The 26,663-nt window shown below is 55.1% G+C and carries 37 protein-coding genes and 2 pseudogenes; 10 read left to right on the top strand and 29 right to left on the bottom strand.

Annotated features, from left to right (window positions below; translation table 11 throughout):
- Nucleotides 1-15 precede the first annotated feature (15 nt).
- From ES815_RS21920 to ES815_RS22005, 17 genes are all read right to left on the bottom strand, one after another.
- On the bottom strand, nt 16-1,017 hold the full coding sequence (locus tag ES815_RS21920; RefSeq protein WP_142489712.1) for a phage minor head protein: 1,002 nt from the start codon (nt 1,015-1,017) through the stop codon (nt 16-18).
- Nucleotides 950-2,413 (bottom strand): DUF1073 domain-containing protein, encoded by a 1,464-nt coding sequence (locus tag ES815_RS21925; protein ID WP_142489713.1) that lies wholly within the window; start codon nt 2,411-2,413, stop codon nt 950-952. The genes ES815_RS21920 and ES815_RS21925 overlap by 68 nt, the downstream gene beginning before the upstream one ends.
- 12 nt (nt 2,414-2,425) lie before the next feature.
- On the bottom strand, nt 2,426-3,898 hold the full coding sequence (locus ES815_RS21930; RefSeq protein WP_142489714.1) for a terminase: 1,473 nt from the start codon (nt 3,896-3,898) through the stop codon (nt 2,426-2,428).
- Complete coding sequence (locus ES815_RS21935; protein ID WP_142489715.1) at nt 3,898-4,500, bottom strand: hypothetical protein; 603 nt, start codon at nt 4,498-4,500, stop codon at nt 3,898-3,900. Before ES815_RS21935 ends, ES815_RS21930 begins: the two co-directional genes overlap by 1 nt.
- Before the next feature lie 527 nt (nt 4,501-5,027).
- Entirely contained in the window at nt 5,028-5,273 is a 246-nt protein-coding gene (locus ES815_RS21940; protein ID WP_142489716.1) for a DUF2560 family protein, read from the bottom strand.
- Between the two features lie 132 nt (nt 5,274-5,405).
- Nucleotides 5,406-5,681, bottom strand: coding sequence for a hypothetical protein (locus ES815_RS21945; protein WP_142489717.1), 276 nt, complete (start codon nt 5,679-5,681; stop codon nt 5,406-5,408).
- A complete protein-coding gene (locus ES815_RS21950; RefSeq protein WP_181818392.1) occupies nt 5,678-5,986 on the bottom strand; it encodes a hypothetical protein in 309 nt (102 codons plus the stop codon). The genes ES815_RS21945 and ES815_RS21950 overlap by 4 nt, the downstream gene beginning before the upstream one ends.
- Nucleotides 5,987-6,274: 288 nt before the next feature.
- Complete coding sequence (locus tag ES815_RS21960; RefSeq protein WP_142489719.1) at nt 6,275-6,547, bottom strand: hypothetical protein; 273 nt, start codon at nt 6,545-6,547, stop codon at nt 6,275-6,277.
- Entirely contained in the window at nt 6,544-7,086 is a 543-nt protein-coding gene (locus ES815_RS21965; RefSeq protein WP_142489720.1) for a glycoside hydrolase family 108 protein, read from the bottom strand. Before ES815_RS21965 ends, ES815_RS21960 begins: the two co-directional genes overlap by 4 nt.
- Complete coding sequence (locus ES815_RS21970; RefSeq protein ID WP_057107419.1) at nt 7,083-7,364, bottom strand: phage holin family protein; 282 nt, start codon at nt 7,362-7,364, stop codon at nt 7,083-7,085. The genes ES815_RS21965 and ES815_RS21970 overlap by 4 nt, the downstream gene beginning before the upstream one ends.
- The gene (locus ES815_RS21975) at nt 7,361-7,759 is read right to left on the bottom strand and encodes a putative holin (protein WP_057107418.1); all 399 of its coding nucleotides are present in this window, start codon (nt 7,757-7,759) and stop codon (nt 7,361-7,363) included. The genes ES815_RS21970 and ES815_RS21975 overlap by 4 nt, the downstream gene beginning before the upstream one ends.
- A 569-nt stretch (nt 7,760-8,328) precedes the next feature.
- Nucleotides 8,329-9,111 carry an antitermination protein gene (locus ES815_RS21980; protein WP_142489721.1) on the bottom strand — a complete coding sequence of 261 codons (783 nt, stop codon included), beginning with the start codon at nt 9,109-9,111 and terminating at the stop codon, nt 8,329-8,331.
- The gene (locus ES815_RS21985; RefSeq protein WP_142489722.1) at nt 9,108-9,248 is read right to left on the bottom strand and encodes a YlcG family protein; all 141 of its coding nucleotides are present in this window, start codon (nt 9,246-9,248) and stop codon (nt 9,108-9,110) included. Before ES815_RS21985 ends, ES815_RS21980 begins: the two co-directional genes overlap by 4 nt.
- The gene (rusA, locus tag ES815_RS21990; protein WP_142489723.1) at nt 9,245-9,607 is read right to left on the bottom strand and encodes a crossover junction endodeoxyribonuclease RusA; all 363 of its coding nucleotides are present in this window, start codon (nt 9,605-9,607) and stop codon (nt 9,245-9,247) included. Before rusA ends, ES815_RS21985 begins: the two co-directional genes overlap by 4 nt.
- The gene (locus tag ES815_RS21995) at nt 9,604-9,894 is read right to left on the bottom strand and encodes a DUF1364 domain-containing protein (RefSeq protein WP_142489724.1); all 291 of its coding nucleotides are present in this window, start codon (nt 9,892-9,894) and stop codon (nt 9,604-9,606) included. Before ES815_RS21995 ends, rusA begins: the two co-directional genes overlap by 4 nt.
- A gap of 2 nt (nt 9,895-9,896) precedes the next feature.
- Nucleotides 9,897-10,097, bottom strand: coding sequence for a hypothetical protein (locus tag ES815_RS22000; protein WP_032612101.1), 201 nt, complete (start codon nt 10,095-10,097; stop codon nt 9,897-9,899).
- A gap of 4 nt (nt 10,098-10,101) precedes the next feature.
- On the bottom strand, nt 10,102-10,698 hold the full coding sequence (locus tag ES815_RS22005) for a DUF1367 family protein (RefSeq protein WP_142489725.1): 597 nt from the start codon (nt 10,696-10,698) through the stop codon (nt 10,102-10,104).
- Between the two features lie 836 nt (nt 10,699-11,534).
- Between ES815_RS22005 and ltrA the strand changes: the two genes are divergently transcribed.
- The gene (ltrA, locus tag ES815_RS22015) at nt 11,535-13,022 is read left to right on the top strand and encodes a group II intron reverse transcriptase/maturase (protein ID WP_004178082.1); all 1,488 of its coding nucleotides are present in this window, start codon (nt 11,535-11,537) and stop codon (nt 13,020-13,022) included.
- A 448-nt stretch (nt 13,023-13,470) separates the two neighbouring features.
- Here the strand turns inward: ltrA and ES815_RS22020 are convergent, their stop codons facing one another.
- The 12 genes from ES815_RS22020 to ES815_RS22075 all read right to left on the bottom strand — a co-directional run bounded on the left by ES815_RS22020 (nt 13,471) and on the right by ES815_RS22075 (nt 19,453).
- Nucleotides 13,471-13,692, bottom strand: coding sequence for a helix-turn-helix domain-containing protein (locus tag ES815_RS22020; RefSeq protein WP_142489726.1), 222 nt, complete (start codon nt 13,690-13,692; stop codon nt 13,471-13,473).
- Nucleotides 13,689-14,312, bottom strand: coding sequence for a hypothetical protein (locus ES815_RS24020; protein ID WP_260609647.1), 624 nt, complete (start codon nt 14,310-14,312; stop codon nt 13,689-13,691). The genes ES815_RS22020 and ES815_RS24020 overlap by 4 nt, the downstream gene beginning before the upstream one ends.
- A 3-nt stretch (nt 14,313-14,315) precedes the next feature.
- On the bottom strand, nt 14,316-14,519 hold the full coding sequence (locus ES815_RS22030; RefSeq protein WP_142489727.1) for a hypothetical protein: 204 nt from the start codon (nt 14,517-14,519) through the stop codon (nt 14,316-14,318).
- 3 nt (nt 14,520-14,522) lie between these two features.
- Entirely contained in the window at nt 14,523-15,077 is a 555-nt protein-coding gene (locus ES815_RS22035; RefSeq protein WP_142489728.1) for an ead/Ea22-like family protein, read from the bottom strand.
- Nucleotides 15,074-15,259 carry a hypothetical protein gene (locus ES815_RS22040; protein WP_142489729.1) on the bottom strand — a complete coding sequence of 62 codons (186 nt, stop codon included), beginning with the start codon at nt 15,257-15,259 and terminating at the stop codon, nt 15,074-15,076. The genes ES815_RS22035 and ES815_RS22040 overlap by 4 nt, the downstream gene beginning before the upstream one ends.
- Entirely contained in the window at nt 15,256-15,822 is a 567-nt protein-coding gene (locus ES815_RS22045) for a hypothetical protein (RefSeq protein ID WP_142489730.1), read from the bottom strand. The genes ES815_RS22040 and ES815_RS22045 overlap by 4 nt, the downstream gene beginning before the upstream one ends.
- The gene (locus tag ES815_RS22050) at nt 15,819-16,130 is read right to left on the bottom strand and encodes a hypothetical protein (protein ID WP_142489731.1); all 312 of its coding nucleotides are present in this window, start codon (nt 16,128-16,130) and stop codon (nt 15,819-15,821) included. Before ES815_RS22050 ends, ES815_RS22045 begins: the two co-directional genes overlap by 4 nt.
- The gene (locus tag ES815_RS22055; protein ID WP_142489732.1) at nt 16,120-16,809 is read right to left on the bottom strand and encodes a DUF1627 domain-containing protein; all 690 of its coding nucleotides are present in this window, start codon (nt 16,807-16,809) and stop codon (nt 16,120-16,122) included. The genes ES815_RS22050 and ES815_RS22055 overlap by 11 nt, the downstream gene beginning before the upstream one ends.
- Before the next feature lie 12 nt (nt 16,810-16,821).
- Nucleotides 16,822-17,511 (bottom strand): replication protein P, encoded by a 690-nt coding sequence (locus tag ES815_RS22060; RefSeq protein WP_142489733.1) that lies wholly within the window; start codon nt 17,509-17,511, stop codon nt 16,822-16,824.
- Nucleotides 17,495-18,481 carry a replication protein gene (locus ES815_RS22065; protein WP_142490107.1) on the bottom strand — a complete coding sequence of 329 codons (987 nt, stop codon included), beginning with the start codon at nt 18,479-18,481 and terminating at the stop codon, nt 17,495-17,497. The genes ES815_RS22060 and ES815_RS22065 overlap by 17 nt, the downstream gene beginning before the upstream one ends.
- A gap of 184 nt (nt 18,482-18,665) precedes the next feature.
- Nucleotides 18,666-19,223: a toxin YdaT family protein gene (locus ES815_RS22070; protein WP_142489734.1), complete on the bottom strand. Its 558-nt coding sequence runs from the start codon at nt 19,221-19,223 to the stop codon at nt 18,666-18,668.
- Nucleotides 19,224-19,225: 2 nt separating this feature from the next.
- Nucleotides 19,226-19,453, bottom strand: a complete 228-nt coding sequence (locus tag ES815_RS22075) for a transcriptional regulator (RefSeq protein ID WP_142489735.1) — start codon at nt 19,451-19,453, stop codon at nt 19,226-19,228.
- 106 nt (nt 19,454-19,559) lie between these two features.
- On the opposite strand from ES815_RS22075, the gene ES815_RS22080 reads away from it, so the two are divergent.
- From ES815_RS22080 to ES815_RS22115, 9 genes and pseudogenes are all read left to right on the top strand, one after another.
- Complete coding sequence (locus ES815_RS22080; protein WP_142489736.1) at nt 19,560-19,979, top strand: helix-turn-helix domain-containing protein; 420 nt, start codon at nt 19,560-19,562, stop codon at nt 19,977-19,979.
- 187 nt (nt 19,980-20,166) lie between these two features.
- Nucleotides 20,167-20,382, top strand: a pseudogene (locus ES815_RS22085) (cell division inhibitor protein); the annotation flags it as partial.
- Between the two features lie 11 nt (nt 20,383-20,393).
- On the top strand, nt 20,394-20,555 hold the full coding sequence (locus tag ES815_RS23805) for a YdaE family protein (RefSeq protein WP_185902363.1): 162 nt from the start codon (nt 20,394-20,396) through the stop codon (nt 20,553-20,555).
- A 137-nt stretch (nt 20,556-20,692) separates the two neighbouring features.
- Nucleotides 20,693-23,329 carry a RecE family exodeoxyribonuclease gene (locus tag ES815_RS22090; RefSeq protein WP_142489737.1) on the top strand — a complete coding sequence of 879 codons (2,637 nt, stop codon included), beginning with the start codon at nt 20,693-20,695 and terminating at the stop codon, nt 23,327-23,329.
- Between the two features lie 14 nt (nt 23,330-23,343).
- A complete protein-coding gene (locus ES815_RS22095) occupies nt 23,344-24,387 on the top strand; it encodes a RecT family recombinase (RefSeq protein ID WP_142489738.1) in 1,044 nt (347 codons plus the stop codon).
- Between the two features lie 34 nt (nt 24,388-24,421).
- A complete protein-coding gene (locus tag ES815_RS22100; RefSeq protein ID WP_142489739.1) occupies nt 24,422-24,883 on the top strand; it encodes a hypothetical protein in 462 nt (153 codons plus the stop codon).
- A pseudogene (locus tag ES815_RS22105) lies at nt 24,870-25,109 on the top strand (DUF4060 family protein). The gene ES815_RS22100 and the pseudogene ES815_RS22105 overlap by 14 nt, the downstream one beginning before the upstream one ends.
- Before the next feature lie 64 nt (nt 25,110-25,173).
- Nucleotides 25,174-25,386 carry an excisionase family protein gene (gene xisR / locus ES815_RS22110; RefSeq protein WP_142489740.1) on the top strand — a complete coding sequence of 71 codons (213 nt, stop codon included), beginning with the start codon at nt 25,174-25,176 and terminating at the stop codon, nt 25,384-25,386.
- The gene (locus tag ES815_RS22115; RefSeq protein ID WP_142489741.1) at nt 25,387-26,640 is read left to right on the top strand and encodes a tyrosine-type recombinase/integrase; all 1,254 of its coding nucleotides are present in this window, start codon (nt 25,387-25,389) and stop codon (nt 26,638-26,640) included.
- Nucleotides 26,641-26,663: the final 23 nt, after the last annotated feature.

A 26,663-nucleotide genomic window follows, 5' to 3' on the forward strand; every position in this document is an offset into this window, starting at 1 on the left:
CCATGACGTTATCGGTTAGCTATCGATACTCCAAGCTTTTCTTTCCTTTGCCAGCTTATCCGCCAACCCTTCATTGAAAATGCTGCCGTCGTCGTTGAGCAGCGCCGGGATCTGGCTGCAGTAGCAGTTGTACCGGTTCCCGTTCACGGCGTAGAAGTCGCGCACCTCTTCGGTGGTGTACACCCTGCCGTGACGGCTGGCGTGCCAGCTGCGCGTCGTTGGTTTGAGAGCTGATAGCCACAGCAGACCGGTATTGAGCCCCAGCCGGTCGGCGGCCCAGTCCGTTTCGTTCCACTGCGCCTGCCGCAGTGCGCCGACCTGCTCGGTTTGAGCAATAGCCTTGGCCCGGCTCATCGACACATCGAGACGCTTACTGATTACACTGGCCGTTTCCCGCGGGTTGACCCCGCGCGCCACCGCATCGGTGATGATGCCTGTCAGGTCTGCCCGGGCGGCATCGCTGATCGCCTTCCAGTCGCTGAACGTTGTCAGCCTGGCGGAGGAAATCTGGTTTTGATAACCGGGGCTGCTTAAAAGCTGCTGTAGCGTCGTCTGGCTGGCGTAGACCTGCGACTGCTGCGAGAGGTTATTGAAGGCCTCCAGCGTGCCGCGTTGCGCCTCAGCGACGACGTAATCCATCGCCCACTGGTTCTGTTCGCCGCCCTCCAGCAGGTAATCATCCAGAATGCCCTGCACCGCTTCGAGCAGCTCCGCCAGCTCCTGCGGGGTCATGTCATAGATGAACTTCCCGGCATTGACCTGGTAGAGCCTCTGATCGTCGCCGTTGACGTGACACAGGAAGTGCCAGTTGTGGCTGTTAACCTCTCGCTCTCGCCCGGTCAGGCGCTGGTCGAATAGGACCTTAATGGCGCGCTTGATGCCGAGATACCGCTCTTCGATATCCCGGAACATCGCGGTGACCTGCTTTGCCGAGCGCGTCGGGTCAACCTTACTGCGCGGAACTATTGGCAGGCCCACCTTCTCCTTCTGTTCGGGTGTCATCGGCCAGTGGATCATCGGTTGTCACCTTATCGTCCGGTTTCGGCGGTTCTTTTTGTTCAGGCAGCGGTTCAAGTCCGATCACCTTCCGCAGTTCGTTGATGGTGACCGGCGCCTCACCGCCATACATGCCCGTCGTTTTCTGGACCACATCGGCCAGTTTGGACATGGTCTCGATTTTCTCTTTCTCGCCGGGCGCCAGCAGATCGCTCCACTGAATTGTGACTTCACCATTAGTGGGCGGGTCAATGATACCCAGCGTCCAGAGGCGCTCGAGCAGCGCGGTAATGCGGTCGGTCAGGAAGGTGTTGCGGCGCGTGTTGCGGCGAATGGCCCAGTCGGTTTTGTCCTCGTCGCTCGCCAGGCGTCCGGTCTGCTGACCGAACAGGATAGTGAACGGGATCTGCACCGATGCGGCCAGCTCGTTGGCGGTGACCTCCCACGTCGGCCTCGGGTCGCCCGGCGTCACGCTGAGGACTCGCATCTGCCCGGCCTGCATTACGGCTGCGGCGTCGGTGCCGCGGTTCAGCTTGTTGACCTTGTCGCCCATCGCCTGGCCGAGGTCGTCATAACCGGCTGCCTTTGCCTGGCTGGCAAGCGTGGCCATGTCCGTATCTTTGCTGAACTCAACCGCGATCTGACGGCTGGCGTTCTTCAGGAAGCCCTCGGCACCACCGCCCGATACTTTCTCGAGGTCCAGCCCTTTGTTATAGCCAGCCTCAAGCAGCGGGATACCAGACAGGACATTTTCATCCTCTGAGCCCTCACAGAACAGGATCACCCGGCTTGGGTGCACTGGTTCGCCGCGCATAGGCCCGACAAAGTCCTGATCACCAACCGGCTGCTCGTTGAAGTTGAACATCAATGGCTGGCCGAAGGTCGGCGACAGGCGGTCATTATCCCAGTCAGCGACGGTTAGCTGCGGTTCCCACACCGGGATAAGCTTTACCAGAGCGGATTCACCCAGGCGCTTAACCAGGGCGATGTCTACTTCCTGGCTCCACTCCCGGTTATCTTTTACCTGCAGCAGCAGCGCGGAATAACGCCCAACCATATTGCGGCGATCGGCGTCTTTAACCTTCGACCACAGCTTTTTCATAAATTTGGTGACTTTCTTTTCCCACGGATTGGTCTCTTTCGCCTCTTCCGCTTTGTCACCGTCGATGATGACCGGGTAATCCTGCCAGCACCCATCCAGCAGGCGGTGCACAACTGCGAACCCGGCGGCGTTGCGGCGGTACATGTTGTAGAAGTCGCTGAAGGTGATTGTGCGCGGGTAGCCAAACTCCTGATAGAGCGTTGGGCGCTTTGTGTTACCGCCACCGATGCCGATGGCATTCAGGTAATTCGCTCGCCTCATTTCAGTGGCGAGGTTGTTCACAGCCAGTTGAAGGCCGTCATCTTGTTCGCTCACTGGCGATGCTCCTTAGAAGAAAACTGCGCCGACCTGCTTGCGGTTGTTCTTCGTCACTGCGAAGTAACGGAAGCCGTCAGCACCATGTGAGGTGGCGTCATGGAGGGGCTTATCTTTCCAGCAGCCGCGTTTGTCGTCCCACTCTTTCCGGTAGCCCTCAAGGTGAGAGATACCTTCCGAGCATTTCTCCTCGTCGAATACGCATTTCGGGAGGATTTCACGCGCCGACTCAATACCGGTATCGATGCCGGCTTTCGGCACCACTTTGAAATTCAGTGAGTACATCTGACCATCGATTTCGTAACCTTCGCGCGCCAGCTCTTTGCGGGATTTCGCGTCAGCAGCAAACTCGCGGTTCTCGATATCGTGCGGCCCCCAGTGCTCACCGTAGGTGTACCCGCGGTCCTTAAGCACCTTCATGTAATGCCGGAGGCCCTCACCGGAGTTTTCGTAGTAGTCGATGATGTGGAACTCTTCACCGACCTCACGAACGAACCAGATTGCCGTGGAGTCACCCACACCGATATCCCAGAACGTGTGTACCGGGAGGTGTGAGTTATCCGGGATTTGGCCGATCCGCTTATTGGTGTAGAGCCAGCGGAACTGCTTGGCGTAATACGCACCCTCGACCGACTGCTGGAACGCCTCGGCCGGGATGGTCGGGTACTCACGCTTCATGTCGTCGCCGAGAGTTTTCTCTTTGGCGTAGTACCAGGCCTTCTGGCGGTCATTAACGACAACGCCGTGCTTCGCCTCCATCTCATCGAAGTAATCAACCAGACGCTGAGGTAACGGCTCTACCGGGTCGATGGCGTACTGCGGATTCTTCCACCATGAGAAGAAGAAAAACTTCCAGTCCAGCGCGGATAGCGGCTTGCCTTGAAGCAGCGCCTTCTCTGCTGTCTGGCAGTAATCGAAGAAGTATCCCGCCCGCCCCTCTGCCGTGCTCTCGATAGTGGCGAAGCATCCGGTTGATACCGCTTCAAACGCACCAGTGACGATTTCACGGGCTTTGTCCGGATACTTGGCGCATATCTTCCCGAACTCGGAAACATGCAGATAGCGAAGCGTACCGCCACGAAATGAGGTACTGACGTAGAGTGAGCCACCCTTTTTGAATACCAGCTCACCAGAAGAGTCGTTGCTCGCCGGGTTCGCCGCCCTGATTTCTTTTGGCAACTTGTCGTATGCGTACTTCACCTTTTCACGGAACAGGCGCTTCGCGTCGTTCAGCGTATGGGCGATCAGCGCACACTTCGCCGACTCAAACAGCGCCGCGTCCAGCTGGATGATGCATACCTCGGTGGTGAAACCGAGTTGCCGGGCTTTCAGGATGATGTTGCGAGTGTGGATCCCCTCGAAGTATTCCCGCTGCTCAGGCGTCATCCTGAAGCGTGTGGGCTTACCCTCTTTATCGGTGATCCAGTAGAGATTGTTCAGCCGCCAGTCTTTATCGGACAGCAGCTTGAGGTGCTCGGGTTTCATCACGCCCCCTGAGAGAGCGAATCCATCAGGTCAGACAGCGCGTCAACGACCTTATCTTTTTCGCCTTCGTCCATGCTGTAGGCCTGCCGTTCGAGGCCAATGAGATTTTTCAGCGTCTCGCTCAGGGCCTTCATCGACTTAACGCGCTCCGGCATGCTGATGATGGCATGGTAAAGCTCGTTCAGTCGGTCACGCCCGTTCTCATCGGGATCCAGCATCATCTGGCCCAATGTACGCAGCGCCTCAACGTCTGAGCACTCAGCCTCTAGCTCATCAAACAACGCGTTCGCTAGGGTTCTCGCCCGGCGGATGTCTCCGCGGTGCTCCATGCGTACCGTGGCAATTACCTCGGCAGTGGCTTCTATAAGTACGCGTTCCGATAAAGTTGTTTCGCTGCGTACCTGTTTGCGTACCTCGGCTTTGCGTACCAGATCGTCAGCGCGTTCTTTCACCTTCGCATTAAGATCACGTGACCATTCATCGCGTTTGGCGCGCTTACGGATAGCGCCTTCGCTGATGCCGTGCTGCGATGCAATTTCACGGAGGGACATCACCCCGGCCCGGTAAGCCGATTCGATAGCCTCCCAGTCCGGTTTGCTCATGCTCTATTCCTTTTAGCCCCTGCAGGGCTTATCCGCATTTTATCCCTTAGAAAGGATTTGCCTTTGTCTCTTACAGGAGACGGCCGGGAAAGTAGGTCGTTACTGATGCACCGTTCATTGGCATGGGGCAGATCCTCTCTTTACACCTGGCTATGGTCATTGCTGGCATGCTGATCGCTTCTACCCATTTCATTATTGGGTTTGCGGCTTGTCCAGCGTGTTGGAATTTAGGCCAAGTCATTTAGGGCCGAGTATAGAACAGAGGAAGCACCAGTCTATTAAGTCACACAATAGATTACACAGAATTCTTCTACCCACTTTTCCTTAAAATCAGGAGGTTTACATGCAATTTTCGACTCGGACTAAGCTCGCGATTGCCTATGCTCCAGCCATCAACGCAATCGTGATCACTATCTGCTTCGCGGCAAGATGGGCATTAATTCACGCCGCTTAATGCCAGAACCTTTACGCCATTACCATGGCAATATAGCCCCGAGCAAGCGAGGCCAGTTCATAGAGCGCTGAGGTTAACTGCCAGAGGCAGTGTCAAACAGCAGAAGCGCTTCTTCTGACTCTTTGATTGCCTTCGTCGTTCGAGCCACCAGCCCATTTTCTGTTGTCACACGAGCAAACTGGCTAATGAAGATTTGGTACTTCAGTGGGTCGTCACCCACAAATTTAATTGCCTCGGCTGTAGCTGCAGTGTCATAGCTGAGGTTATTTAACAGATTCAAGCGGATTTGTTGAGAAGATGTAATTGTGATTTCAGACATGAACACTCCTTGGGGTGGCAGGCATCTGTAAAACAAAAGAAAAAGCCACCAGCGGATGCCAGTGGCTTGGTGTTTGTGCGGAAGAGGCCTGCCTAGGACAATGGCAATAAAAGCCGTCTTAGAACGACTTGATTATGGTCTGTTGCCCTTGATATTTCTGAACGTGGCTTCGACAAGTTCACGGCCGAAGTCACCCATGTCTCTATAAATAACACTTAAAAACTGTAGAGTATTGGCAGCAGCCCCTTCAAAAGACCATGTGCAATCAGTGAACGTATTGTTAATCAAACTGATCGAACCATTTCCGGTATAAACAATTGAGCAACTGAAAAATCCACAATTTTCGTACGTATTCCCATCCAATATAACCTTTTGGTTTTTGTACGTTTTACCTACAATTTTGCTCATGGCCACTTGATCCCTACGTTTGCATTAGTATCACGCACTTGGTTTCCAATCATCTTCGCATTAGCTTGCATGAAGCCTTTATCATCGTTGTAGTCACTGGGCGCATACAAAACCACATGGTTAAAATTTAGTGTTAAAAAAAATATCAACACCAAGCCAGCAGGAAACAACATTAAGAACCACATATATGTGATTTGCGAAACTGGTTCAAGCCAAGGCAGGACAAGGTTTGCAGATATTTCAACAATCCCCGCAAAAATGCCGATAATAGTTAACGGATTTTTAATGTGGCTGATGGTGGACACAACAGTCTCCATTTTGGATATAGGATTATAGTTCGTCACTGTCATGTTATATCAAACCCCTTATACTTAACATAGATAACTCGAGCTAAGCTATTGTATTGCAGTGGCGGATTTTCGGATGCGATGGAAAATCCGCTTTACTGCTTCTTTGCTCAATCCTTCTGGCAGTTCTCCTGCCACGCTTTGTTATGCGACAGAATGTCTTTCTTCGTCTGCTTATCCAGTACATCCCAATCATTGGCCGTACCGTAGATAGGTTTTACCCAGTCGCAGCCGGTGTCGATGAGTTCAACCTTTGCGGGTCCAGTTTGCGCGCAGCTCACGATCGACATCGTCATCAGGCATATGGCTAATTGTCTGCTGAACATTGCTGGCCTCCGTGGTGACTTGAACGCGACGTTCTGCAGCTGCTTTGCTGGCTGCTGCGTTATCGTCGGTTCGCTGCTTATCGGCTTTGGCTTCTGCCTTCTCCCGGCCACGCATGCTGCCCAGTCCAAAAGCGCCCAGCACCACCAGCAGAGCAGTGACGATAAACGCCAGGATGGCTTTCAGTTTGGTCATAGGCTTACGCGCTCCCGCATCCAGCCGTAGGCGAATGACTCGTTAGCCGGGCGCTGCTCTGCCAGTTCGAGATAACGCTGGCCCTGGCTACAGTTCAGAGCTCGGAGCAATACGCCTTCGCCTTCACTACCGCGTTTAGCCAGGAAGGACTTCAGCGCGCTGATGCTGCGCGGCCCAATCTGACCGTCGGCGATCAGGTCGGGATAGAACTGCTGCTGGTTGTTGAATACGTTCAGCCAACGCTGGAACCATTTCACCTGTACCGATGGTCCCATGTTTACGCCCGTATCGCAGAGCTCGGCAGCGATGACCGGGGATACAGCTGCAACCTGGTCGAAGCGTGGGCCATACCAGTAATCAGCCTCAAGGATGTCGAGAGCCTGCTGACGGGTCAGGTTGCGCATATCACCGGTATAACCGTGGGCACGGGCCGTAGCCTGGGTAATGCCCCAATTTGTCGGGCCGCCTTTATCATCCGGGTGATTCACATGGCCGCCCTCTTTACCGAGGATGGCGTTGAAGATGTCGTCTTTGGTCATTGCCCGGCCTTCTGAAAAACTTTGGCGAGATTACCGCGGGAGCGCCACACCGCGACGCATATGGCGACGTTCAGCATCAGCTCTCCCGGATCAACCTGCAGATATTTGCCGTAGAGAATGCGAAACGCCGTGAAGCCGGCGGCCAGAATCATCAGGTACGCCATCAGCGTTACACCTGGTCTGTGCCGCTTACCGCTTTTACTGAAGAACATCAGCCTGACGACAATCAGGGCACAGATTATGGCGTTTGCATCCAGAATGATGTTTTGCCATGTCATTGACCTTCCTCCTCCAGTCCCGGCATCTTCCCCCGTTTTGATTTGGCGAGGATGCGAAGCAGGACTGCGACAGAGATGGAAGCGGAAACCAGCGCGCCGATGTTCGGGGATACTTCAATGCTTACCGGCGGCTGCAACAGGCCGAGGGCGGTGTTAATCACCCCGGCCAGTATCTTCGCCATTGGCACCGAGAAGAACACCCCGCCGACAAAGCTGATGACGGCGAACAGGAACTGCTTCCACAGTTGGTGTGGATCGGATGTCAGAACGTACATTGCTGCACCGGCCAGCGCGCACAGCATTACGCCGGGCGTTGCCTCGGGGAACAGGGATGCGAACGTCACTCCGATAGTTGCGGACGTGACACCGCCAGCAATGGTTAGAGGTTCAGACATAGATGGTCCATGTGTAGAGGTCGGGCTCTCGGGGTAAATTAACGACAAAACGAGTTGAGGATGATCCCCGGAGCCCTGAATAAAAAAGGCGGGTTCTGGTCCGCCAATCGATGGGTGCTGCGTTGCGCTATGCGCTTATAGTCCCAGGTAGGGATAGTCCAGATACAGAAAAGGCCCGCATGTGCGAGCCTCTGAAATTTTATGCCACTTCCCGGAGTGGCCACGCTCATGCCCTTGAGGTGCTGTCGCTCTTTCGCCGCTGATAACCGGCGCGCGTCTGGCGTTCGCGCTGCTCTTCCGGAGCTTGTTTTGATCTATGACCCTTACCCATCACTACACAGGCTCGCCATTACGCGACTCGGGGCAGCATCATAACTGCTGCACTGCCTTTCGGCTGCGGTCTATCCGTTTGGCTGTCACATATTTTGGCCCTCCAGAAACGACAAAGCCCCACGGGGTTAACCGCAGGGCTTTTAACGAAGGCAGTAATCCATCGTTGGAACGAAATTAACACAGATTCCGGAAAAGTAAATAGCTGAAGCTTGAAACGTAAGCTATTTCCGTGAGCGCTATCGCGTTATCTGTTTCAGCTGCGCCTCTGCCCAAGCCTCTTCGATATCAAATTTCGTGATCAGCTGATCGTAGAATGGCTTGACCGACTTTTCCCAGGTGGCGACAGTAATCGCATCAGTGATTAGGCAGACGGCCGCGTATGCCTCAGTCGAAGGGATTCGCTCATAACCTCGCCCGGCGCAGCGTTTGCAGTCGGCCAGAACCGGAACACCCTGCTGATCGGTCAGTTCTTTGCTTACCGCTTTACCGCGTCCGCGGCAGTCGCTGCATGCCGCGCTGACCTGGCCTGCGCCATTGCATTTTTTGCAGAGCACCTTAACGGTCTCCTGAACCTTCACCATGCCGGCCACGGTCATCTTACCTTCCGGCTTGCGGTATTTATTGGTGAAGACGTCGGCCAGGATGAAGCCGGCTCCAGCACAGCAATCGCACTGCTTAACGCTGGCGGCGCTACGGGAATAATCCTCGAAAGCGAATGCGGCCAGCTGGCGCATCACCAGTGGCTTAACTCCGGCTTCCAGCTTGCGCAGCGCGGCAACCTTATCGCATTTGGTCAGCGCGTACTCGGCCAGCAGCGCGATCGCCCTCTCCCGGTCGTTGTTGCTGATCCCCATCTTTCCGAGGAAAGCGCTGTAGCCCATGGCGGCGCGTTCCTGCGTCATGCCCATGGCAGCCATGATATCTGTGCCGGTGAGCGAGTCTGAACCAGTGGCGCGCGGGGAGTCGCTGATCATCGTGGATTTTGCAAAGTGGTATTTCACGGTGTTTTCGAGGTTCACGCTGCTGCTCCTGCAATCTGGTAAATGCGGATAAAGTTACGAAGGATGCGATAGTCCACCAGCACACTTCCCGGGTGGCGATAAATGCGGAGGCGCAGCCAGCGCATGCGAAGCGATTCGATCAGTTCTGGTTTCATGCTGGCTCCAGCTCGGTGATGGTCAATTCCAGTTTGCCGCCCTTGACGATCGGCATCCGTTTTACGCGGTAATCGTCAACCTGCTGGTCGTCCTGCCAGAACCCAGCTTTGGTCAGCGCGTCGAATGCAGCCTTCTGCAGGTTGTCCAGGTCCCGGCGGCGGCGGTCAGGCATGTGGCATTCAATGCGGATCTTTACCGCCGCGGTGATTCCTATATCCAGCATCTCGTCTTTGATGATTTGGGCGACGCGGTCGCGGTAGGTCAGCCCTTCGGTGCTGATATGCGTGCGCCCGCGGTTGTGCCGGTAATAGCGGTTATTGCTCGGCGGCCACGGCAGCGTGATGTTGTAAGTCTTCATGCCTTCACCAGTTCCTCTTTCAGCCAGATAACCTGCGTGCGGGCCATGCCTTCCAGCGCGCACTCCTTTGCATATTCCGCATCCACCAGGCGGGTGCGTCGGTCTATTTCGTCGTGGCAGCTGCTGCATGCGATGGTGGCGATCAGGTCAGGCGGCTTTATGCCGGTACCGCACAGTCCAGCCAGGCGAATATGCGCCAGAACGGATGTTTCAGGATTGCCATTGCACACGCCGGGGATCCGCACCTGACATTCGCGGCCGCGGGCCGCTTTGCGTAAATCAGCCATGCTCACCCCCAGACCTTTTGGCGGAACGTACGCGGCGTGGGCTCGAGGTACTTCACCTCCTGCCGCTCAACGCTGACGGTCCAGGTGAGGTAATCACGATTAAGGCTGCGCGTTACGGCTACCCCGCGCCGCTGGTACTGCCGCTGAAGTTCATCGGCCTGCTCGGTTGTGCATTCGGTGTAGTGGAACCATGATTTCGCCATCTGGTCAGCCCCCGAAGCTCAGCAGTTGCGCAGCGGCGTTCTCAGCCTCGCGCTGGTCCCTGAATGAGCGCGACAATATCCAGCGCCAAAGAACATCGAGCGCGGCTTTGTAGAGCTGCTGAAACTCGGTCTCGTCCATATTGGCGAAGGCGATACTGCGGGGGTGTTTCCGGAGAGTTCCGTCTGGCAGCTGGATGGCGTCGTAATGCCCGGATTCGATGGTGACCCAGGCGCGATACGCGTCAAAAGATTTGCAGGCGCTGATGCTGCCAGTACGTTTGTCGGCGATGCGTTCGAGATACTGCTCAGCAGCATCCAGCAGCGCGGTTTCACTCCCGCCGAACGATGCCAGGAACTTCGCGTAGCCGGTCACCAGCTTGCGTTCGTTTGATGAGATAGCCCCGCCGGTTGGCTCCCAGTATTCGAAGCCGAGATTCAGCAGGGCGAAGAAGCGACGGTGAAAGGCCGGATTACGGACCTGTTTGAAGTCGGCCACCAGCACGGCGCCGAGCTTGATTTTTGATTGCAGTAATTCGCTGGTCTCCGGCGATGCGGGGATCAGAGTTCCTGCAGAATTCTTGATGAGTTGTAACTGCGCCATGGGAGCTTTCTCCGTGGCGCATCGTGGTCAGGTTACCGGTTGTTCAGGCCGATACAAACATTATGCTATTCAGGTACTAAAAAGGTCAATTGCGAGCTGATAACTCTCTCACAATCTCGGCCAGCACTTCTCGTGATGTGACGCGTTCATCCGCAAGGAGGTGTTTATGGCCAACCTCTGAGCCTTGCCCAGAGAGGAGGACGCGATCCCCAGGCCTGAGATGAAACGAGCATACCGCTGTCCCATCTGACCGCACCACCTGGTATAAATACCCACCCCCATCAGAACACATCGCAGCCACATCAATCCCCTTCTTTGCTATCACCAAATACCCTCTCCCGGCGGGGAGAACTCCACTCCACAGAGCCAAAATAATAAATGGCGCAAATTTCCTAATAGGTTCGCCGGAAGAAAAATTCATTTTTTTCTGTAGCACTTAAACCATACAACAAAACACTGTATATATAAACAGTGTGCGCCGGGAGACCGGTAGAGATCAAGGGGTGAAAGTCCCCGACCATTGAAGGACCAGCAATCCACAAGGTCCCCGAGTCATGCGTTGCATACCGCGAGGTATGGGGCGAAGCGTTGACAGGGGTGTTGACAGGCCAGCCATTGAGCCACGAAATGTATATTAAATTACCGGGTGCCGACGTTGTACTGTTAACGGAAGGCAACATCATAGGGTGCGATACTGCGAGTGCCACATGGACCCGGCGGGGTCTGAGACCCTGGCATGTCAATACAATCTCTACGCGGGAACCGGGAGATCTCCCCTCTGACCATCTGCCAGTGTCGGAGATGGCCCGCACCGGGAAGACGAGGAGTCATAGCCGGTGATGTACGGAGAGGAGAAGTCGGACTCGCTCATAGTAGCGGCGAAGCAGGCGAACAACCCGAAAGGAGCGGAGTCAGTGGAGCGAAGGAGCGGGGCCAAGGGGAACGCGGAACAGCCACACATGCGCCGGACACAGAGCCGGGAAAGCATGTCACAGAGGCTGTCACGCGTGCGGGAAGCTGCGAAGCAGCGGAAGAAAGAACGGTTTACAGCATTGTTCCACCTGCTGACAGTCGAAGCACTGGAAGCCGCATTCCTCTCCCTGAGCAGGAAAGCGGCCGCCGGAGTGGATGGCATCAGGTGGATGGACTACGCCGGAAACATGAAGAACAACATAACAGATCTGCACCGGAGGCTACATCAGGGCAGCTACAGGGCGCAGCCCGGCAGGCGTCACTACATCCCAAAAGCGGATGGAAAACAACGCCCGCTCGGCATCGCCTCGCTGGAGGACAAGATCGTCCAGTATGCGCTGGTGAAAATCCTGAACGCAGTCTATGAAAACGACTTTATGGGGTTCTCATACGGGTTCAGACCCGGGCGAAGCCAGCACGATGCACTGGACGCACTGGCCACAGGGCTGGTACGCACTAACGTAAACTGGGTACTGGATGCCGACATCAGTCAGTTCTTTGACAGGGTGAGCCACGAATGGCTGATCAGGTTCACAGAGCATCGGATCGGCGACCGGAGGGTAATCAGGCTCATACGTAAGTGGCTCACAGCCGGGACGTCGGAGGAGGGTCAATGGCGAGCAACGGAGGAAGGCACCCCACAGGGTGCGGTCATCTCACCGCTGCTGGCAAACATATACCTCCACTACGTCTTCGATCTGTGGGCGCATCAGTGGCGACGTCGCTATGCCACAGGCAATGTGGTAATGGTCAGATACGCCGATGACATCGTCATCGGGTTCGACAAACGATACGATGCCCGGCGCTTCCGTATAGCCATGCAGCGCAGACTGAGGGAGTTCGGACTCACGGTTCACCCGGAGAAAACCCGTCTGATGGAGTTCGGCCGCTTCGCTGCCGAAAACCGTGCCATCAGGGGAAAAGGCAAACCAGAAACGTTCAACTTCCTCGGGTTCACGCACATCAGCGGGAAAGATCGCAACGGCAGGTTCATGCTGATACGAAAGACCCGCCGGGATCGGATGACGGCAACTCTGAAAGCCATCAAAGACGGTCTGCGAAGGCGCTGGCATTACTCAATCCCCGAACAGGGAAAATGGCTCAGGAGAGTGGTTCAGGGATACCTGAACTATCACTCGGTACCGGGCAACTTCCCCACCATGCAGAAGTTCAGGACACACGTAACAAACCTCTGGCGCCGGGCGCTCAGGCGCAGGAGCCAGAAGGATGATACGACCTGGACGAAAGCAAACAAACTGGCAGCCGCATGGCTACCAAGGGTTCGGGTTCTTCATCCATGGCCTGTGGAGCGGTTCACCGCCAGACACCCGAGGCAGGAGCCCGGTGCGTAAATCGCGCACGCCGGGATCTGTGCGGGGGGTATCCGGTAACGGGTATCCCTACCGCGACAATTATTCGTTTGGCTTAAGTATGCACGTGAACCGCATGTATACGCAAGTGTATTCATCTGCTTGATTTAAATAATTTTTTACGTCACTTCCGTGTAAAAACTGACGCTTATTTTTAACACTCCGTCAGGGCGGAAAGTGCTGGGATAAATATCTGATTAGAAACCCCTCAATCCTGCCAAACCAGTAGCAGGCCTGCACCTGAGGGTATATTGCGACGCTGACACTCCATGTCAGGTTGATAATTTGTTGCCACGCCACGGTTAATATCTGATCGATTTCATAGATCAATCTCGTGATATCGATCGGTATTATCGATCAGGCATCTCGCGGGCCGTTCTGCTGGCTGCTGATAGTCGAGAAAAAGGCCTCCGGAGAGGCCCGCTTGTGGTTACTCCGGTGCTGCTTGCTCAACGTCCTCGGCTATAGCAATCACGTCCGACAATCGGACATTAAGCGCGTCTGCAATGCTCTGCAGGCTGGAAAGGCGCGGGTTACCGTGAATGCAGGAATACAGCGTTTTACGGTTAACGCCCATCTTGTCGGCCAGCCCGGAAATGGATAAACCCCTCTCCTTCGCCAGCACCTGGATGGTTGCGGATAGGGACGTCATTGGGCCTCCTGCTGCGGTACTGCTGCAATCATCGCTGCCCAGCACCACTTTGCCCGGTGCGCCGCCTGCTCGCAGCCACTCATAGCCTCGAATGCCTCCCAAGCATCTGGATCGCGGAACTCTTCGCGTAGCTCTGCCTCAAAACCAGCGATGACCATGTCCTCGGTCGGCTCAACCGGCACAGCCACCCACCCATCAGGCAAAGCCTGCTGCATGATTTTCTCGTACTCAGCAACCTGCGGGTCTACTGGATACGATAGGTCGCGATGATTGCCCTGAAGCATGGCCCCACGGCAGGCATTCCAGGCATCAGCGGCGGCGTTTCGCTGATCTTCGTCCCATTGGTAAGCCACCCCGTGAGGCGGCCGGATGCTGGCAAGAATTTCGATATCATCAGGGGTGGCCTCTTCAGGCACCTCTGGCTGCAATAGCTGTGGTGCTTTCCTCCGCGCCAGCAACTCATCGATAGCCTTCGCTGCATCAGCCATCATGTAGCCGAGGTTGCCGCCGTCAGAACGCTTTGCTGCAGCTGCCAGCTCGTCACGTACGCGAATAAGGCGCTCTTCCGTAAGCGGGCCGTTAGCAGGGTGAGTTGATGGGTCTTTGGTGAATTTGCTCATGGGTTAGTCCTCAACCGTGCTCCCGCAATGCGGGCAATAATTGAATTTACGAGCAAAGCCCGGATGGGGTATGGCAAACCGTTTGGTCTTCTCGTCCCATTCCTCAGTTACCTTGTTGAATTCAGTAATGGCAGCAGCCCACCCACCAGACAGGATAGGACGGGAACCGATCATGCCGACTGTGCAGTTGTTACACTTATCAGCCATACCCTAGCCCCCCTTGATGCCAGCTGCAGCAGCGGATTCTTCATGCGCTCGTTTCGCAGCATTTAGAATTACTGCCAGTGACGTTTGCGCGCCATCCAGGCGGATCGTGTTATGAATCGCTGCCATCGACTCACGCAGCTTGCTGTGACTCGCCTCAAGTTGTGCCACGCGCTTCTCTGCTGCTTCGCGCATTTTCTTCTCTGCTTCCAGCTCATCCCTCATGCTGTCTACATGCTCAACCAGCGATCCATTTGCCGGGATTTCACACTCTTCCACCAACTGGAAGTAGATATCAGCTGCCGCCCTGGTGTTGTCGCCACCCATGGTTTCGCGCAGCGCATCGCGTTCGGCCATTAGTCTCGCGTTCTCATTCAGCAGTGCCAGCACGGTGGCAGGGTTGGCTGTAACGATGAACTTGTTGCATACGAAAACATCAGTTTTGATATCATCATCTTCGAATAAAACGACATCTTCATCTGGCATAGATTCAAGCCTGGCCCTTGCCGCTTGAGCCTTTTCCGCCGCTTCACGCAGCGCCTGTTTGTTGAGTACTTTCATTGGAACCTCGCGTGATTCTTCCAGCGGTTCTGCGCTGCGCTCTTTTTGAATTGGTGCCCTTCGCGGTTAACTCCGCCAAGCGAGAAGAGAACCATTCGACGATTGCTTACGTTCAGCCATTGGCGGGGATAGCAGTTTTTCAGAACGCGAATGATGAGGATTTTTGCTTTGCGGTTTTTCACTCTGCGCCTCCCTGGCGAAGTTGGGCGGCTTTCCCATCAAACAGGAAATCGATATGGTCTACGGAATCGCTGGCGATAGCTGACTTTGCCAGCGCCTTCGCTTCGATCCAGACTTGTGCCCGCACTTCAGTCAGGTAGGCATCGGTATCCGGCGTTTCGCTAAGGGCCATGCAGACATCATCAGTGCTGCATGGATCATCTTTCCCGCATAAGTCGAAAAAGTGGATTGATTCACTATGCGTCTGAATTGCCGATTTCAGCGCTGCATTCTCAGCAGCCAGCGCCGCGCACTTGGCCTCAAGAGCGGCAAACTTATCGGCAACTGATTTCGGCCCATCTTCTCCGCAGGCCTGCATCATGGCTGTTTCCCAGACCCTTTCAGCTTGCTCAGACGCATCCCGCTGCTTCGTCATCTCGCGCAGCGCCGCGGTGGTGCAGTCCAACCGTTCGGCCAGACGCGAAACAATCTTCGCCATATCGATGATCGGCGTGTCGGCGCTCATCGCCTTGGCAAATTGATGGCCCACGGCCACCAGCTCTTTGTTGTTCAGTGAATCACTCATGCCCGTGCACTCCCGATAATTTTGTGGATCTGATAGCCCTGCCAGTTCTGGCGACAAACGTCTGCAATGCTGGGCCGCTGGCGCACCACCGGCATTGGCTTGATGCGCGCTTCCCCGTCTGGCTGCATGACGTAGACCGGGTGGCGGGGCTGGCCGATGTTCTTCACAGCACCAGTAGAAACGAGATGCTCCAGCAGGCGGCAGGCCTTTTTGCTGTCGCAGCCCAGCAGCCGGCGAACCTGACGCGGGGTGATCTCCCCGCTGCGCTGGATGGCGCGGATGATTGTCCAGAGGTTGTTACTGGCCATTGCCCACCTCCGCGCCCACCAGCTGGTTAACGAGATTCTTGTGGCGGCCAACAACCCGGACCGCATCGCGCAGTTTCTCCAGACTCGCCAGCTTGTTTTTGGTGCGACGAATTTCGCGGGAAAGCACCCGGACGGTTGGGATCACCTGCCCGGCTGAGCGCCCTTCGGTGAACGAGGGGATCTCGCTGACAAACTGCTCCAGCGGCTTTTCGGCGTCGGTTAACGCGGTAACTGCAGGAGCATCAGGAGCTGGCTCAGGTTCGGCTGGCGCCGCAAATGTAGGAGAGTCGGCACGGACGGAGTAAACGAACTTGCCGTCAATTTTTTCGCGCAGGATTTTGCCTTTCTCCAGGTGATAGGTCAGCATGGGCGCTACTCGTTTTGACTCGATCCGCGCCAGCGCGGCCAGTTCCGCAGAGGATTTTGGTCCATGTTCAGCCAGCAGCCGGGCCAAATCATTCACCGTCACTTTCACCGGCGGCTGGACTGCGGTTCTGGCGGTTCGGTTGAGCAAAGGTTTCCCGACGACCCAGTAACCATTGCTCTGGGTAACCTCTTCGCCCTCTTCGTGTTCGCGCAGCATGTTTAGCGCGGTTGCAGGCTCAATACCCAGACGGCTTGCTACCTCGCGCGCGGTCGCTTTACCCATTACGTTCAGTGCTTGAATTACGGTTTCCATGGGGATCTCCTGTTAAATCAGACCAGCTGCTTTGCGTTTTTTGTATTCAGCCATCAGTATTTCTGCTGGCGTAGGGCCGCTGGCCTTGGCCGGGGCGGCGATAGCACGGCGGATCGGCGGTACCGGCTTACCTGCTGCAACGCGCTCTTCCCATCCAGCCAGGACCTTGCCCGCGGCCTGGCGCATCTCGCTCTCGGTCATCTGGCGATCCGTACTTTGCCGACGCAGCTCAGTGCAGACGTGATATAAGACCGGCGCTGGCCATGGATACTGTTCGCTGGTTGGATACCGGAACACCAGGCGGCGCCATTTCCAGTACTCAGTCATCACGTCATCAACGCTGAACCCGAGCAGGCAGCGCCCCTCTTTGCACCAGGCAACGAACTGGCCGGGTGACGGCAGGAATGGCTTCTCCTGGCGGCGGGCAATCCGCATGCCTGCGGCCACCTGTGCCATGGTAGTGATCCCGTTCTCCTGAAATGCCATCACCCATTGGCGGCGTAGTTCGTTGAACTCGCTCTGCTCACGGAAAGCAGCCATTGCTGCCGGAAATGCAGCACGCAGCGCACTGAACAGGGAGTTGAAGATTTCAGCGGTCTGCTCAACCTGCGGGCGTTCTGCCGGGGCTGCAGGCATGTTATGGGCAATGCGGCGGAAGCTTTCGCGATCGCAGTTCGCCAGCTGCTCAGATAGTCTTTCCATCGAACACCTCGTTGATCCAGTCTGTGTTGTTGAAGTCGATGCCCTGGGCTGCAGGCCGGGCCCCGGATGGGTTGTTCAGGCGTTTAGTGCTTAGCTGGTCCCACTGCTTTCGCAGGCTGGATGGGCTCAGGATGTTGGTCTTCCAGAAGTTATCCTTGCTGGCCCATTTGAGTAACTCGCAAACTTCGTAGTGAGTGCGATTGTCTTGCTGGCGCATCAGGCGGATGGTATTGGCCCACTCAACCCATTTCGGCTCACTGAGGCTTGGGTTGACCGTCAGCAGCTGGGCATAAATCCAACGGGCTGCTTTCAGGTCGTCAGCCGTTCCCCATGATTTACCGGAGGGGGTATAAATTCCGTTTGCGGCTTCAGGATGGCGAGAGAGAAATTTTTCGATCGCTTCGTTTCGGGATTCGGCAGAATTCCGGGACGAGGATCTTTTAATATTTATATTGTTGTTATTACCTTGTTGTTCATGATGCGCGGCGAATTGCGCGGCTTCATGCGCGGGTAAATGCGCGGCACTATCACCGGAAGCCCCGCCGTTGCTGGGTTCCTCATGCGCGGCGTAATGCTCGCCGTTATGCTCGGCTAAATGCGCGGGTAAATTGTCCAATTTTTGAGCATAAAGCATGTAATTTGTGATTGTTATCACAGTGCCTTTTCGCTTCTCTCCTGCGGTAGAAATCATCCCTTCCTTGACGAAAAGAGCCAGCATTCTCTCCACTGCGTGACGGCTAGTTGGCTCCCCCGCCCGGTCACATAATTTCAGCCCGAGATCGGCTGATGTGGTCACCAGTTGTCCGGTTTGCAACGGCCACTGACGGCCTTTAAAGTTTGCCGTGTAAGGCTGACGGGCAGCGCCCAATAGAAGGTTTTCCCACAGCGTGCGCAGGAACACATCTTTCGCCCAGGGCTTCTTCAATACACTCCGGTACAACGGGATGAATCCGGTCTTCTGGTTCTCCATCCGGTTGCTCCTGACGGCACTGCGTGCCGCGAAATCGGCGTAAGCGACATTCGACATAGCTATGCCCCTTTCGCCTGGTGTTTTGTACATGCATTTGCCATAATGACCTCGCATTTACGTCCCGTATTTGCACCTGAAAGCCGTTGGTGTTCGCGCACCGCGGCTTTCGCCTTTTTTGAACCCTTCATAGCGCCCCGCTCAGCATTGTTGTAACCATTGCCATAATTGGCGCGACAGAATCCGGTCCATCCAACATGTACTTAGCAACGATGCTTTCGCTGATCTCTTTCCAGCGTTCCTGTTTGGGCGCTTTGAGAACGACGGCTTGAATGGCCTCAGCATCCTCTTTCACCGACTTGGCTATGCGAAGCGCGAAGTTATCGTGCTTAACAACCCGATCCCGGTACGCCAGCGGCAGAACTGAGATGATTACCGGCGCCAGCTGCTCGACGTTAGCCCGGTAAACTGCCGATTTCTCTGGCTGATCTAACCATCGGAACAATTTCACGTTCCACACATCGGCATTAACGGATGTGTCGATATCCGCCAGGCCAGCCTTTTCTACCGCTTCCCGGATTATTATTGCGACCGCCACACGCCCCTCAGCCGCGGCCCAGGCGCGAACGGCAGAACAGATGGCGCGGTGGTCAATCTTCTGGCATTCCAACTCGTCCGTATGAAACTGGAATTTCAGACGCTCTGCTGGAGCTCTGTTATTCTGTTGAAAAGAAAGTGTTTGCATGGTTAGGTCTCCTGCTGAGGTAAACCGTCGGTTGGGTTTGGGTAAATATCACTGCGAATTTCGTGAGGCGTAATTTCCCACTCAAGCAGCTTGCAGATCGGAAGCACCCGATGAGCAGGCACCTCATGATTTAGCCAGAGGCTCACCGCCTGTGATGTGGTACCTAGCTTTTTTGCTATCTCCGTTTGCGTCATGACAGCGCAAACGCGTTGTTTGATGGATTTTGTCATATCAAAGCCTCAGTTGTTGAAATCCAAGATTACAATATGAAAATTATTTTTTCAACGCTGATTGAAAATAATCTTTGCAATGCGGAATGAAAGGCTACCTTGTAGAATGGAAGACATGAAAACAGCACCTCATGAAGCGTTTGCCTACCGACTTCAACTCGTTAGAGATCAGTTCGGTTGGAACATGTCAGATATTGCCAGGAGAGCAATGGTTACTCCCCAGGCGGTACAGCAGTGGGCGAAAGGTGAATCAGCTCCGAGAGGAGAAAGGCTGAAACGTCTTGCTGCTGCTACGGGGAAACCGGAGCATTGGTTCTTTATGCCCCCTGAGGCTGGTGAAGATGCCCTTGATGCTATCGCTGCTCCGCGGGAGTTAGATGAGAAAGAAACGGCCTTGCTCGCATTGTTTAACCAAATGCCTGAGGCAGAAAAGTTACGTCTTATAGTCCACGCAAAGACAACCCTCCAAGAACTCGACCTCTTGAAGGATGATGTGTTAAGCATTATCCAAAGCATTCAGAAGTAACCACTACCCTCTGATCTTCAATGCAGCCTTCAATTGGCTGCATTCTGCCGCCCTAAATTGAAATTATTTTTTTCATTTCACTTGTCAATTACAAAAGTTATTTGTATTGTTAGGTCATCGACAACACGCGCACCGTTGTCAGGTTAAAGAAACGTTCCGCCAGCCTGGCGACAAGGGCAAATGAGAGGGAATCATCATGGTTCATCAGCACTATGGCACCCAGACGGTCAACCGCGGCGCAGTTCTGCCCGGCATGCTCGTTAAGCACAAAGACAGCACCTGGACGGCATCAGCCAATAAGCGCGGAAAGCTCTACCTGCATCGTGGTATTGAGCGCACTTACACCACCGATCTGCTGGTCGAAGTTTTCCTGAATGGCGTGGGGAATGGCCTGAGCCATTAACGGAGGGAGTCATGCAAGAGAAGAAATGCGCGTACTGCCGCAAACCAATCGAGCAAGGGAAAGAAGTTAAAAACGTATTGCTCTTCATCCGCGGCGCCCAGCTGGCGCGCGAAGAACTCGATTACTGTTCTGAGCGTTGCGCTTCGTACGACCAGATGGCCCACGAAGCATAACGTATTCCCGCGCAAGGCGGGATCTACGTCCGGTGCCACCGACCAAAGTACACCGGAATACTACTCAAAACCAAAAACACACCCAATGGGCGCTATCTCTGGCCCGGGGATCTTACATCCAAAAATGAGGATCTGACATGGAATTTTTCTACCTGGTTAAGGCCACTCAGAAGTCAGGGAAACCTGACGCTGTAGTGTGGCTCTCCGCCAACACCCAATCACGAGCTGCGTTGCAGCTGGATGTCGCGCTGGAAGATGCAGGCATCGAAACTGGCCGCGGTAAAGACTACGCCAAGCCTGTCCGCACCGATTTCCCGGTGTTCAATGACCTGCCCGAAGAAAGCACCATCGATTACACCTGGTGTGAGCGCTATACCCTGGCCGACGACCAGCGCACCTGGAACGTGATCCCCGGCGCCGCACAGCTGGCACAACCAGACGAAGGGGGTGCTGAAGGTACTGACACCACTGTTGTCGACGGTGTGGATATCGAAACTGGCGAAATCGTTGGTGATGTAAACAGCACCGAAACGGTCTGTGATGCAGTAAGAGAGTTCCGCGAACGTGAACTGCCGGTATTAACGACCGTTGCCACCCTGCCTTTCCGTCAGCGTCTTCTGGCGCAGTACATCGCCGACAAGCAGTATTTCTACCACGTCGACGAAGAGCAGAAGAAAGCCATCCAGGTGCTCGAACTGGATGTGGATAACAGCTATGTGCAGAACATGATTCTGGCCGCCGAAAATGTTGAGGGCTTCAAGAAAGCACACGAGCCCGACATCTGGAAAGTGGTCAGTGCTCTGAAAACCATCTTCCCTGTTGATGGAAAACGCACAGAGCTGTCTGTCGTCATCCAGTTCTTTAAGGCGTGGTTCAGCACCGAGCACATTGACCGGGGGATCCTGACGCGCGAATGGGCCGCCGGCAACCGCATCAGCAGTGTACAACGCACTGACGCCGGGACCAATGCCGATGGCGGGTACGTAACTGACCGTGGTGAAGGCGCGCATCATACCCTGGACACCCTCGACCTTGAGATCGCCTGCGCCCTGCTGCCGATGGATTTTCACCACTTTGAAATCCCTTCCAGTGTTTTGCGTCGCGCAAAAGAGATTGTCGCAACCAAAGAAGAACCATGGAAATCGTGGAGCAAAATCCTGCGCAACCAGCCTGGCGTTCTTGCTGTGAACCGCGCGGCCATATTCAACCTGGTGCGCATCGCGCCGGAGAATATCCACCTGACGCCGGTTGCGCATCTGGAGTTCGTGAACCAGACGATGACCGCTGAATTCAACGCCGCAACTGAGTTGATGCCACTCCCGATCGCACAACCAGAAGCAGATACCCAAACTGCCGAAGAGCATCCACTGCCGAAATGGACTGAAGCTGGCGAGCAGAAACTCGCTGATGAGAGTGAAGCTGAAACGCAGACCCTGCCGAAGTGGGCGAAAGAAACTATCAGCCAGCCACAGGTCGCGAACCTCGGCGGCGGCATGTTCTCCATCGAAGGCCTGATGAACGAAAACAAACCACAAACAGATGACCGTTCACCGGTTAAAGAGGAGACCACCAGCGATGTGCAGATGGAAGAGACTGACCCGCCGGAAGGAGAAAGTATTGAGGCGGTTCAACCAGGCGAAAGCGCCGATGCAGCTGATCCGCAAACAGTTGCCCTGAACCCGGCTGAGGTGCTGGCCGCCGCGGTGCCGGAGCTGGCGAACGCCACTGCGCCGGAAGTTACCACCGAAACGCCGGAGGAAACCGCCATCGCGCCGGAATACCCAGCGTACTTCGAACCGGGCCGCTATGAAGGTCTGCCGAATAACGTGTATCACGCAGCGAACGGGATCAGCAGCACGCAGGTGAAGGATGCCCGCGTCAGCCTGATGTTCTATCACGGCCGCCATGTAACTAAGACAATCCGCCGCGAAAGCAGCGAGGCGCTGACGTTCGGCAGCCTAGCCCACACGCTGGCCCTTGAGCCGGAGAAGCTGCACGAAGAGTTCGCTGTGTTCCCGGGCGTGCCGGAGGGAGCGTTCACCACCACCGACTCCATGAAGGCGTTCATCCGCGAATTTAATGCGGATAAGCCAAAAGCCGAGCAGCTGAAACTCACTGGCAAGAAAGAGGAACTGCAGGCGGCGATCCGCGCGGTGTATCTGGATGCCATTTTCGCTGATGAGTACGAGCAGCAATGGCGCGATAGCGTGGCCGGGAAAGCCATTCTGTCCAGTGAACAACTGGCGCTGGCCACTGCAATTCAGCAGGCCCTGCTGAACCATAAATCGGCCGGGAAGCTACTGCGCCACCCTTCCCGTTCAGTCGAAACCAGTTACTTCGGTATGGACGACGAAACCGGCCTTGAAGTCCGTGTACGCCCGGACCTTGAGGTTGAAATCAACGGCGTTCGTATCGGCGTTGACCTTAAGACAATCAGCATGGGCCGCATTAAGCAGGACGGCCTGCGCGCCAAACTGCACCGGGAAATTATCGACCGCGACTACCACCTTAGCGCGGGCATGTACTGCGACGTCGCTGACTTTGACCAGTTCTTCTGGATCTTCGTCAACAAAGACGAGGGTTACCACTGGGTGGCGGTCATTGAGGCGTCGGAGGATCTGCTGGCGCTGGGCATGCAGGAGTATCAGAAAACCATGCGCGCCCTGGCTCAGGCTTACGACACCAACTGCTGGCCAGCGCCGATCACCGAAGACTACATCGACGAACTGAACGACTTCGACCTGCGCCGCCTTGAAGCGCTGCGTCTGGCTTAATGGAGAGAATGATTATGCAAAACACCAACATTATCGCTGCTGAGCAGACACCGAACACCATCTCTGCCAGCAATGCAGTATTCAACGTGCAGGCGCTCGGCCAGCTGACCGCCTTTGCTGAGCTGATGGCGCAATCTGCTGTGACCGTACCGAAGCACCTGGCGGGGAAACCTGCCGACTGTATGGCGATCGTCATGCAGGCTATGCAATGGGGCATGAACCCTTACGCCGTCGCGCAGAAAACGCACCTGGTCAACGGCGTGCTGGGTTACGAAGCGCAACTGGTTAACGCGGTGATCTCCAGCTCCAGCGCGATTGTGGGCCGCTTCCATTACGAATACGGCGGCGACTGGGAAAAGATCGCCGGAAAGAAAGACGGCCGCGATGAGCTGGGACTGTTTGTCCGGGTTGGCGCTGTCCTGCGCGGCGAAACCGATATCACCTGGGGAGAGAACATCTACCTTGCTGACATCACCACCCGGAACTCGCCGCTGTGGAAAACGGCCCCCAAGCAGCAGATCGCTTATCTCGCGGTGAAGTATTGGGCGCGCCTGTACTGCCCTGAGGTCATCCTCGGCGTCTACAGCCCGGATGAAGTAGAGCCACGCACCGAGAAGGAAATCAACCCGGTGCCCGCCCAGCGCGTGAGCTTGGCTGATATCAAAGGTGACACCGTAACAACCACTCACAGCGCACAGGAATCGGCTGCCAACATCGATGCTATGGCCGATGAGTTCCGGGATCGCATTGAAGCGGCGCAGGACGTGGATAACGCCAAAGCAGTACGCGCCGACATCGAAAGCGCCAAGAACGCCCTCGGCTCCGCCCTGTTCACTGAACTGAAGAACAAAGCCGTGAAGCGTTACTACCTGGTGGATGCACGCAACAAGGTCGAGGCGGCGATCAACTCCCTTCCTCAGCCTGAAGAAGCGGATTCCGCCGAGAGGTTCGCAGAAGCCGAGCGCGTGCTGGCGTCGGCCAAACGTCACCTGGGCGATGACCTGCACGATAAGTTCAGCATCACCCTAGCGGATATGAAACCGGAATACGTGGCCTAAGGGAGGCGGGAGGGTTCGCCCTCCCGGTAACGAGATGAGCAAATTCACCAAAGAGCAGTTGATCGAATGGGCGCAAACGCATAAAAAACGCGCGGAGGAGTATCTGGCCGCCGTACCCAGTGACGAATATGGCCTGAAAGATTTGGCCCTGTTTGAAATCGCACTGGCAGCGCTGACTGCTCCGACTGAGCCGGTTTATCAATACCGTATCCGGAACTGCTACAACGGTCAGGTAACGGAGTGGCAAACCATAAGACGTGACCAAGTTGATTTTGTTTTAAAAGCCCAGCCGCATAATGCTGAGTTTCAAATTATCACCCCGCCAGCACCACAGTTACCGCATCCAGCTGCGCCGGAGAAGATGACCGTTGAAGAGTTGCCATCAGACATCAAGCAGCTACCGGCCGCCACCGCGCTGGTTTGGATGGAGGGCTGGAACGCCTGCCTCACCGCCATGATCTCTGGCACGAAAGGAGATGACCATGCGACTGATTAACCGCAGCACGCAGTCACCGCTGGCGCGTCAGGCCTGCGACATCGCCCTTGCAGCCCATCAGGAGCGCTACGGTAACTAAGGGCGCAGCAAGATGAGGGAGACGTACACGGTGCGGGTGGAAGGCGTGAAGGTCTGGGTGGAGGTGGTGAACCGCAAGGCGAGCTACGTGGCCACAGCGATGACCGGCATGCGCCGCCTGCGATCCTTACCAGGCCAAGCCGCCTGATATTGAAATATCACAAACACTTTACCGGCATCTTTATACTGATGCCGGTTACCTGAGGTGAAAGATGGCACAGGTGATTTTTAACGAAGAGTGGGTTGTTGCGGAGAGGCTGGCTGCAAAGACTGGTCTGGATATCCGCCAGATTGAAAAATATCGTCAGGGTTGCTGGATTGAGGGGATACATTTTAAACGACATTCACCCACAGGCATCCAGACATCGCGCGGTATAACCTGGTACAACTATCCAAAGATTAATCAGCTGATACAGGACGCATAAATGGCAGATTTACCACCGGGTGTGGAGCTTCGCGGTCAAAGCATTCGCATCTGGTTCATGTATAAAGGTAAGCGCTGCCGGGAACTGCTCAGGGGGTGGATCCCCACCCTTTCAAATATTAAGAAAGCAGGCCAGTTACGAACGGTCATCGTCAGTGAGATTTCGCTGGGAGAGTTTGATTACCGCACCCGTTTTCCCGAATCAAAGCTGGCAGATACTACCTCCGGCACCGTGCAGATCCGTTCATTCGGTGAACTCGTGGATACCTGGTTAACTAACCGTAAAATCGAACTAAGCGCCAATACCTTGCGCAAAACAGCATCGCAGCTTAAAACCATCGTGGCCGTGGTTGGCGCTGATACTCTTATTCGCGAGATAAAGCACAACGACGTACTGCGCTACCGAACGGAGTTGCTTGAGGGCCAGACAATGTATGCCGTACATGTTCGCTCCAATAAGATCGGCCGCAGTGTAAGAACTGTCGATAATTATATCTCACTGCTCTGTTCTCTTTTGAGATTTGCCCACAGGTCAGGATTTACCACAGAAAAGGCATATTCGGGCATCAAGAAACTCCAGAAGAGCAGACCTAAACCTGACCCACTGACCCGGGCCGAGTTCAATCAGCTTATAGCAGCCAACCATGGGCAAAAAGGAAATATGTGGCAGTTCGCTATCTACTCCGGGTTGAGGCATGGAGAACTGGCCGCGCTTGCCTGGGAGGATGTCGATCTGGCAAATGGCACCGTGCATGTCCGGCGCAACCTGAATGCACTGGGGATGTTCGTCCCTCCCAAGACAGATGCAGGGTTCCGGACAGTGACTTTGCTTACGCCGGCAATCGAAGCTCTTAAGGCGCAGAGTGAGCTGACTGCGCTCTTTCCCAAAACGGAGATTACCTATCACCACCGCGAATACGGGTTGACCGAACAACAGAAGGTACATTTTGTTTTCATGCCCAGAGTAAGGAAAGGTGCGCAGAAACCATACTACTCTCTGAGCAGTATTGGCGCTCGATGGGACTCTGCTGTAAAACGTGCTGGTATTCGCCGTCGCAATCCGTACCATACACGGCACACTTTCGCATGCTGGTTGTTATCGGCAGGCGCTAACCCGGCTTTTATTGCTAATCAGATGGGGCACGAAAATGCGCAGATGGTTTATGAAGTCTACGGTGCGTGGATTGAAGAATTGAATGGCGAGCAAATTGACATGTTAAACAATAAGTTAGCTCAGCCAACCGAGAAAAATTAGTATTAAGCCACTATTTTTAATTA

Source organism: Leclercia adecarboxylata (assembly GCF_006874705.1).
Lineage (GTDB): Bacteria > Pseudomonadota > Gammaproteobacteria > Enterobacterales > Enterobacteriaceae > Enterobacter > Enterobacter adecarboxylatus_C.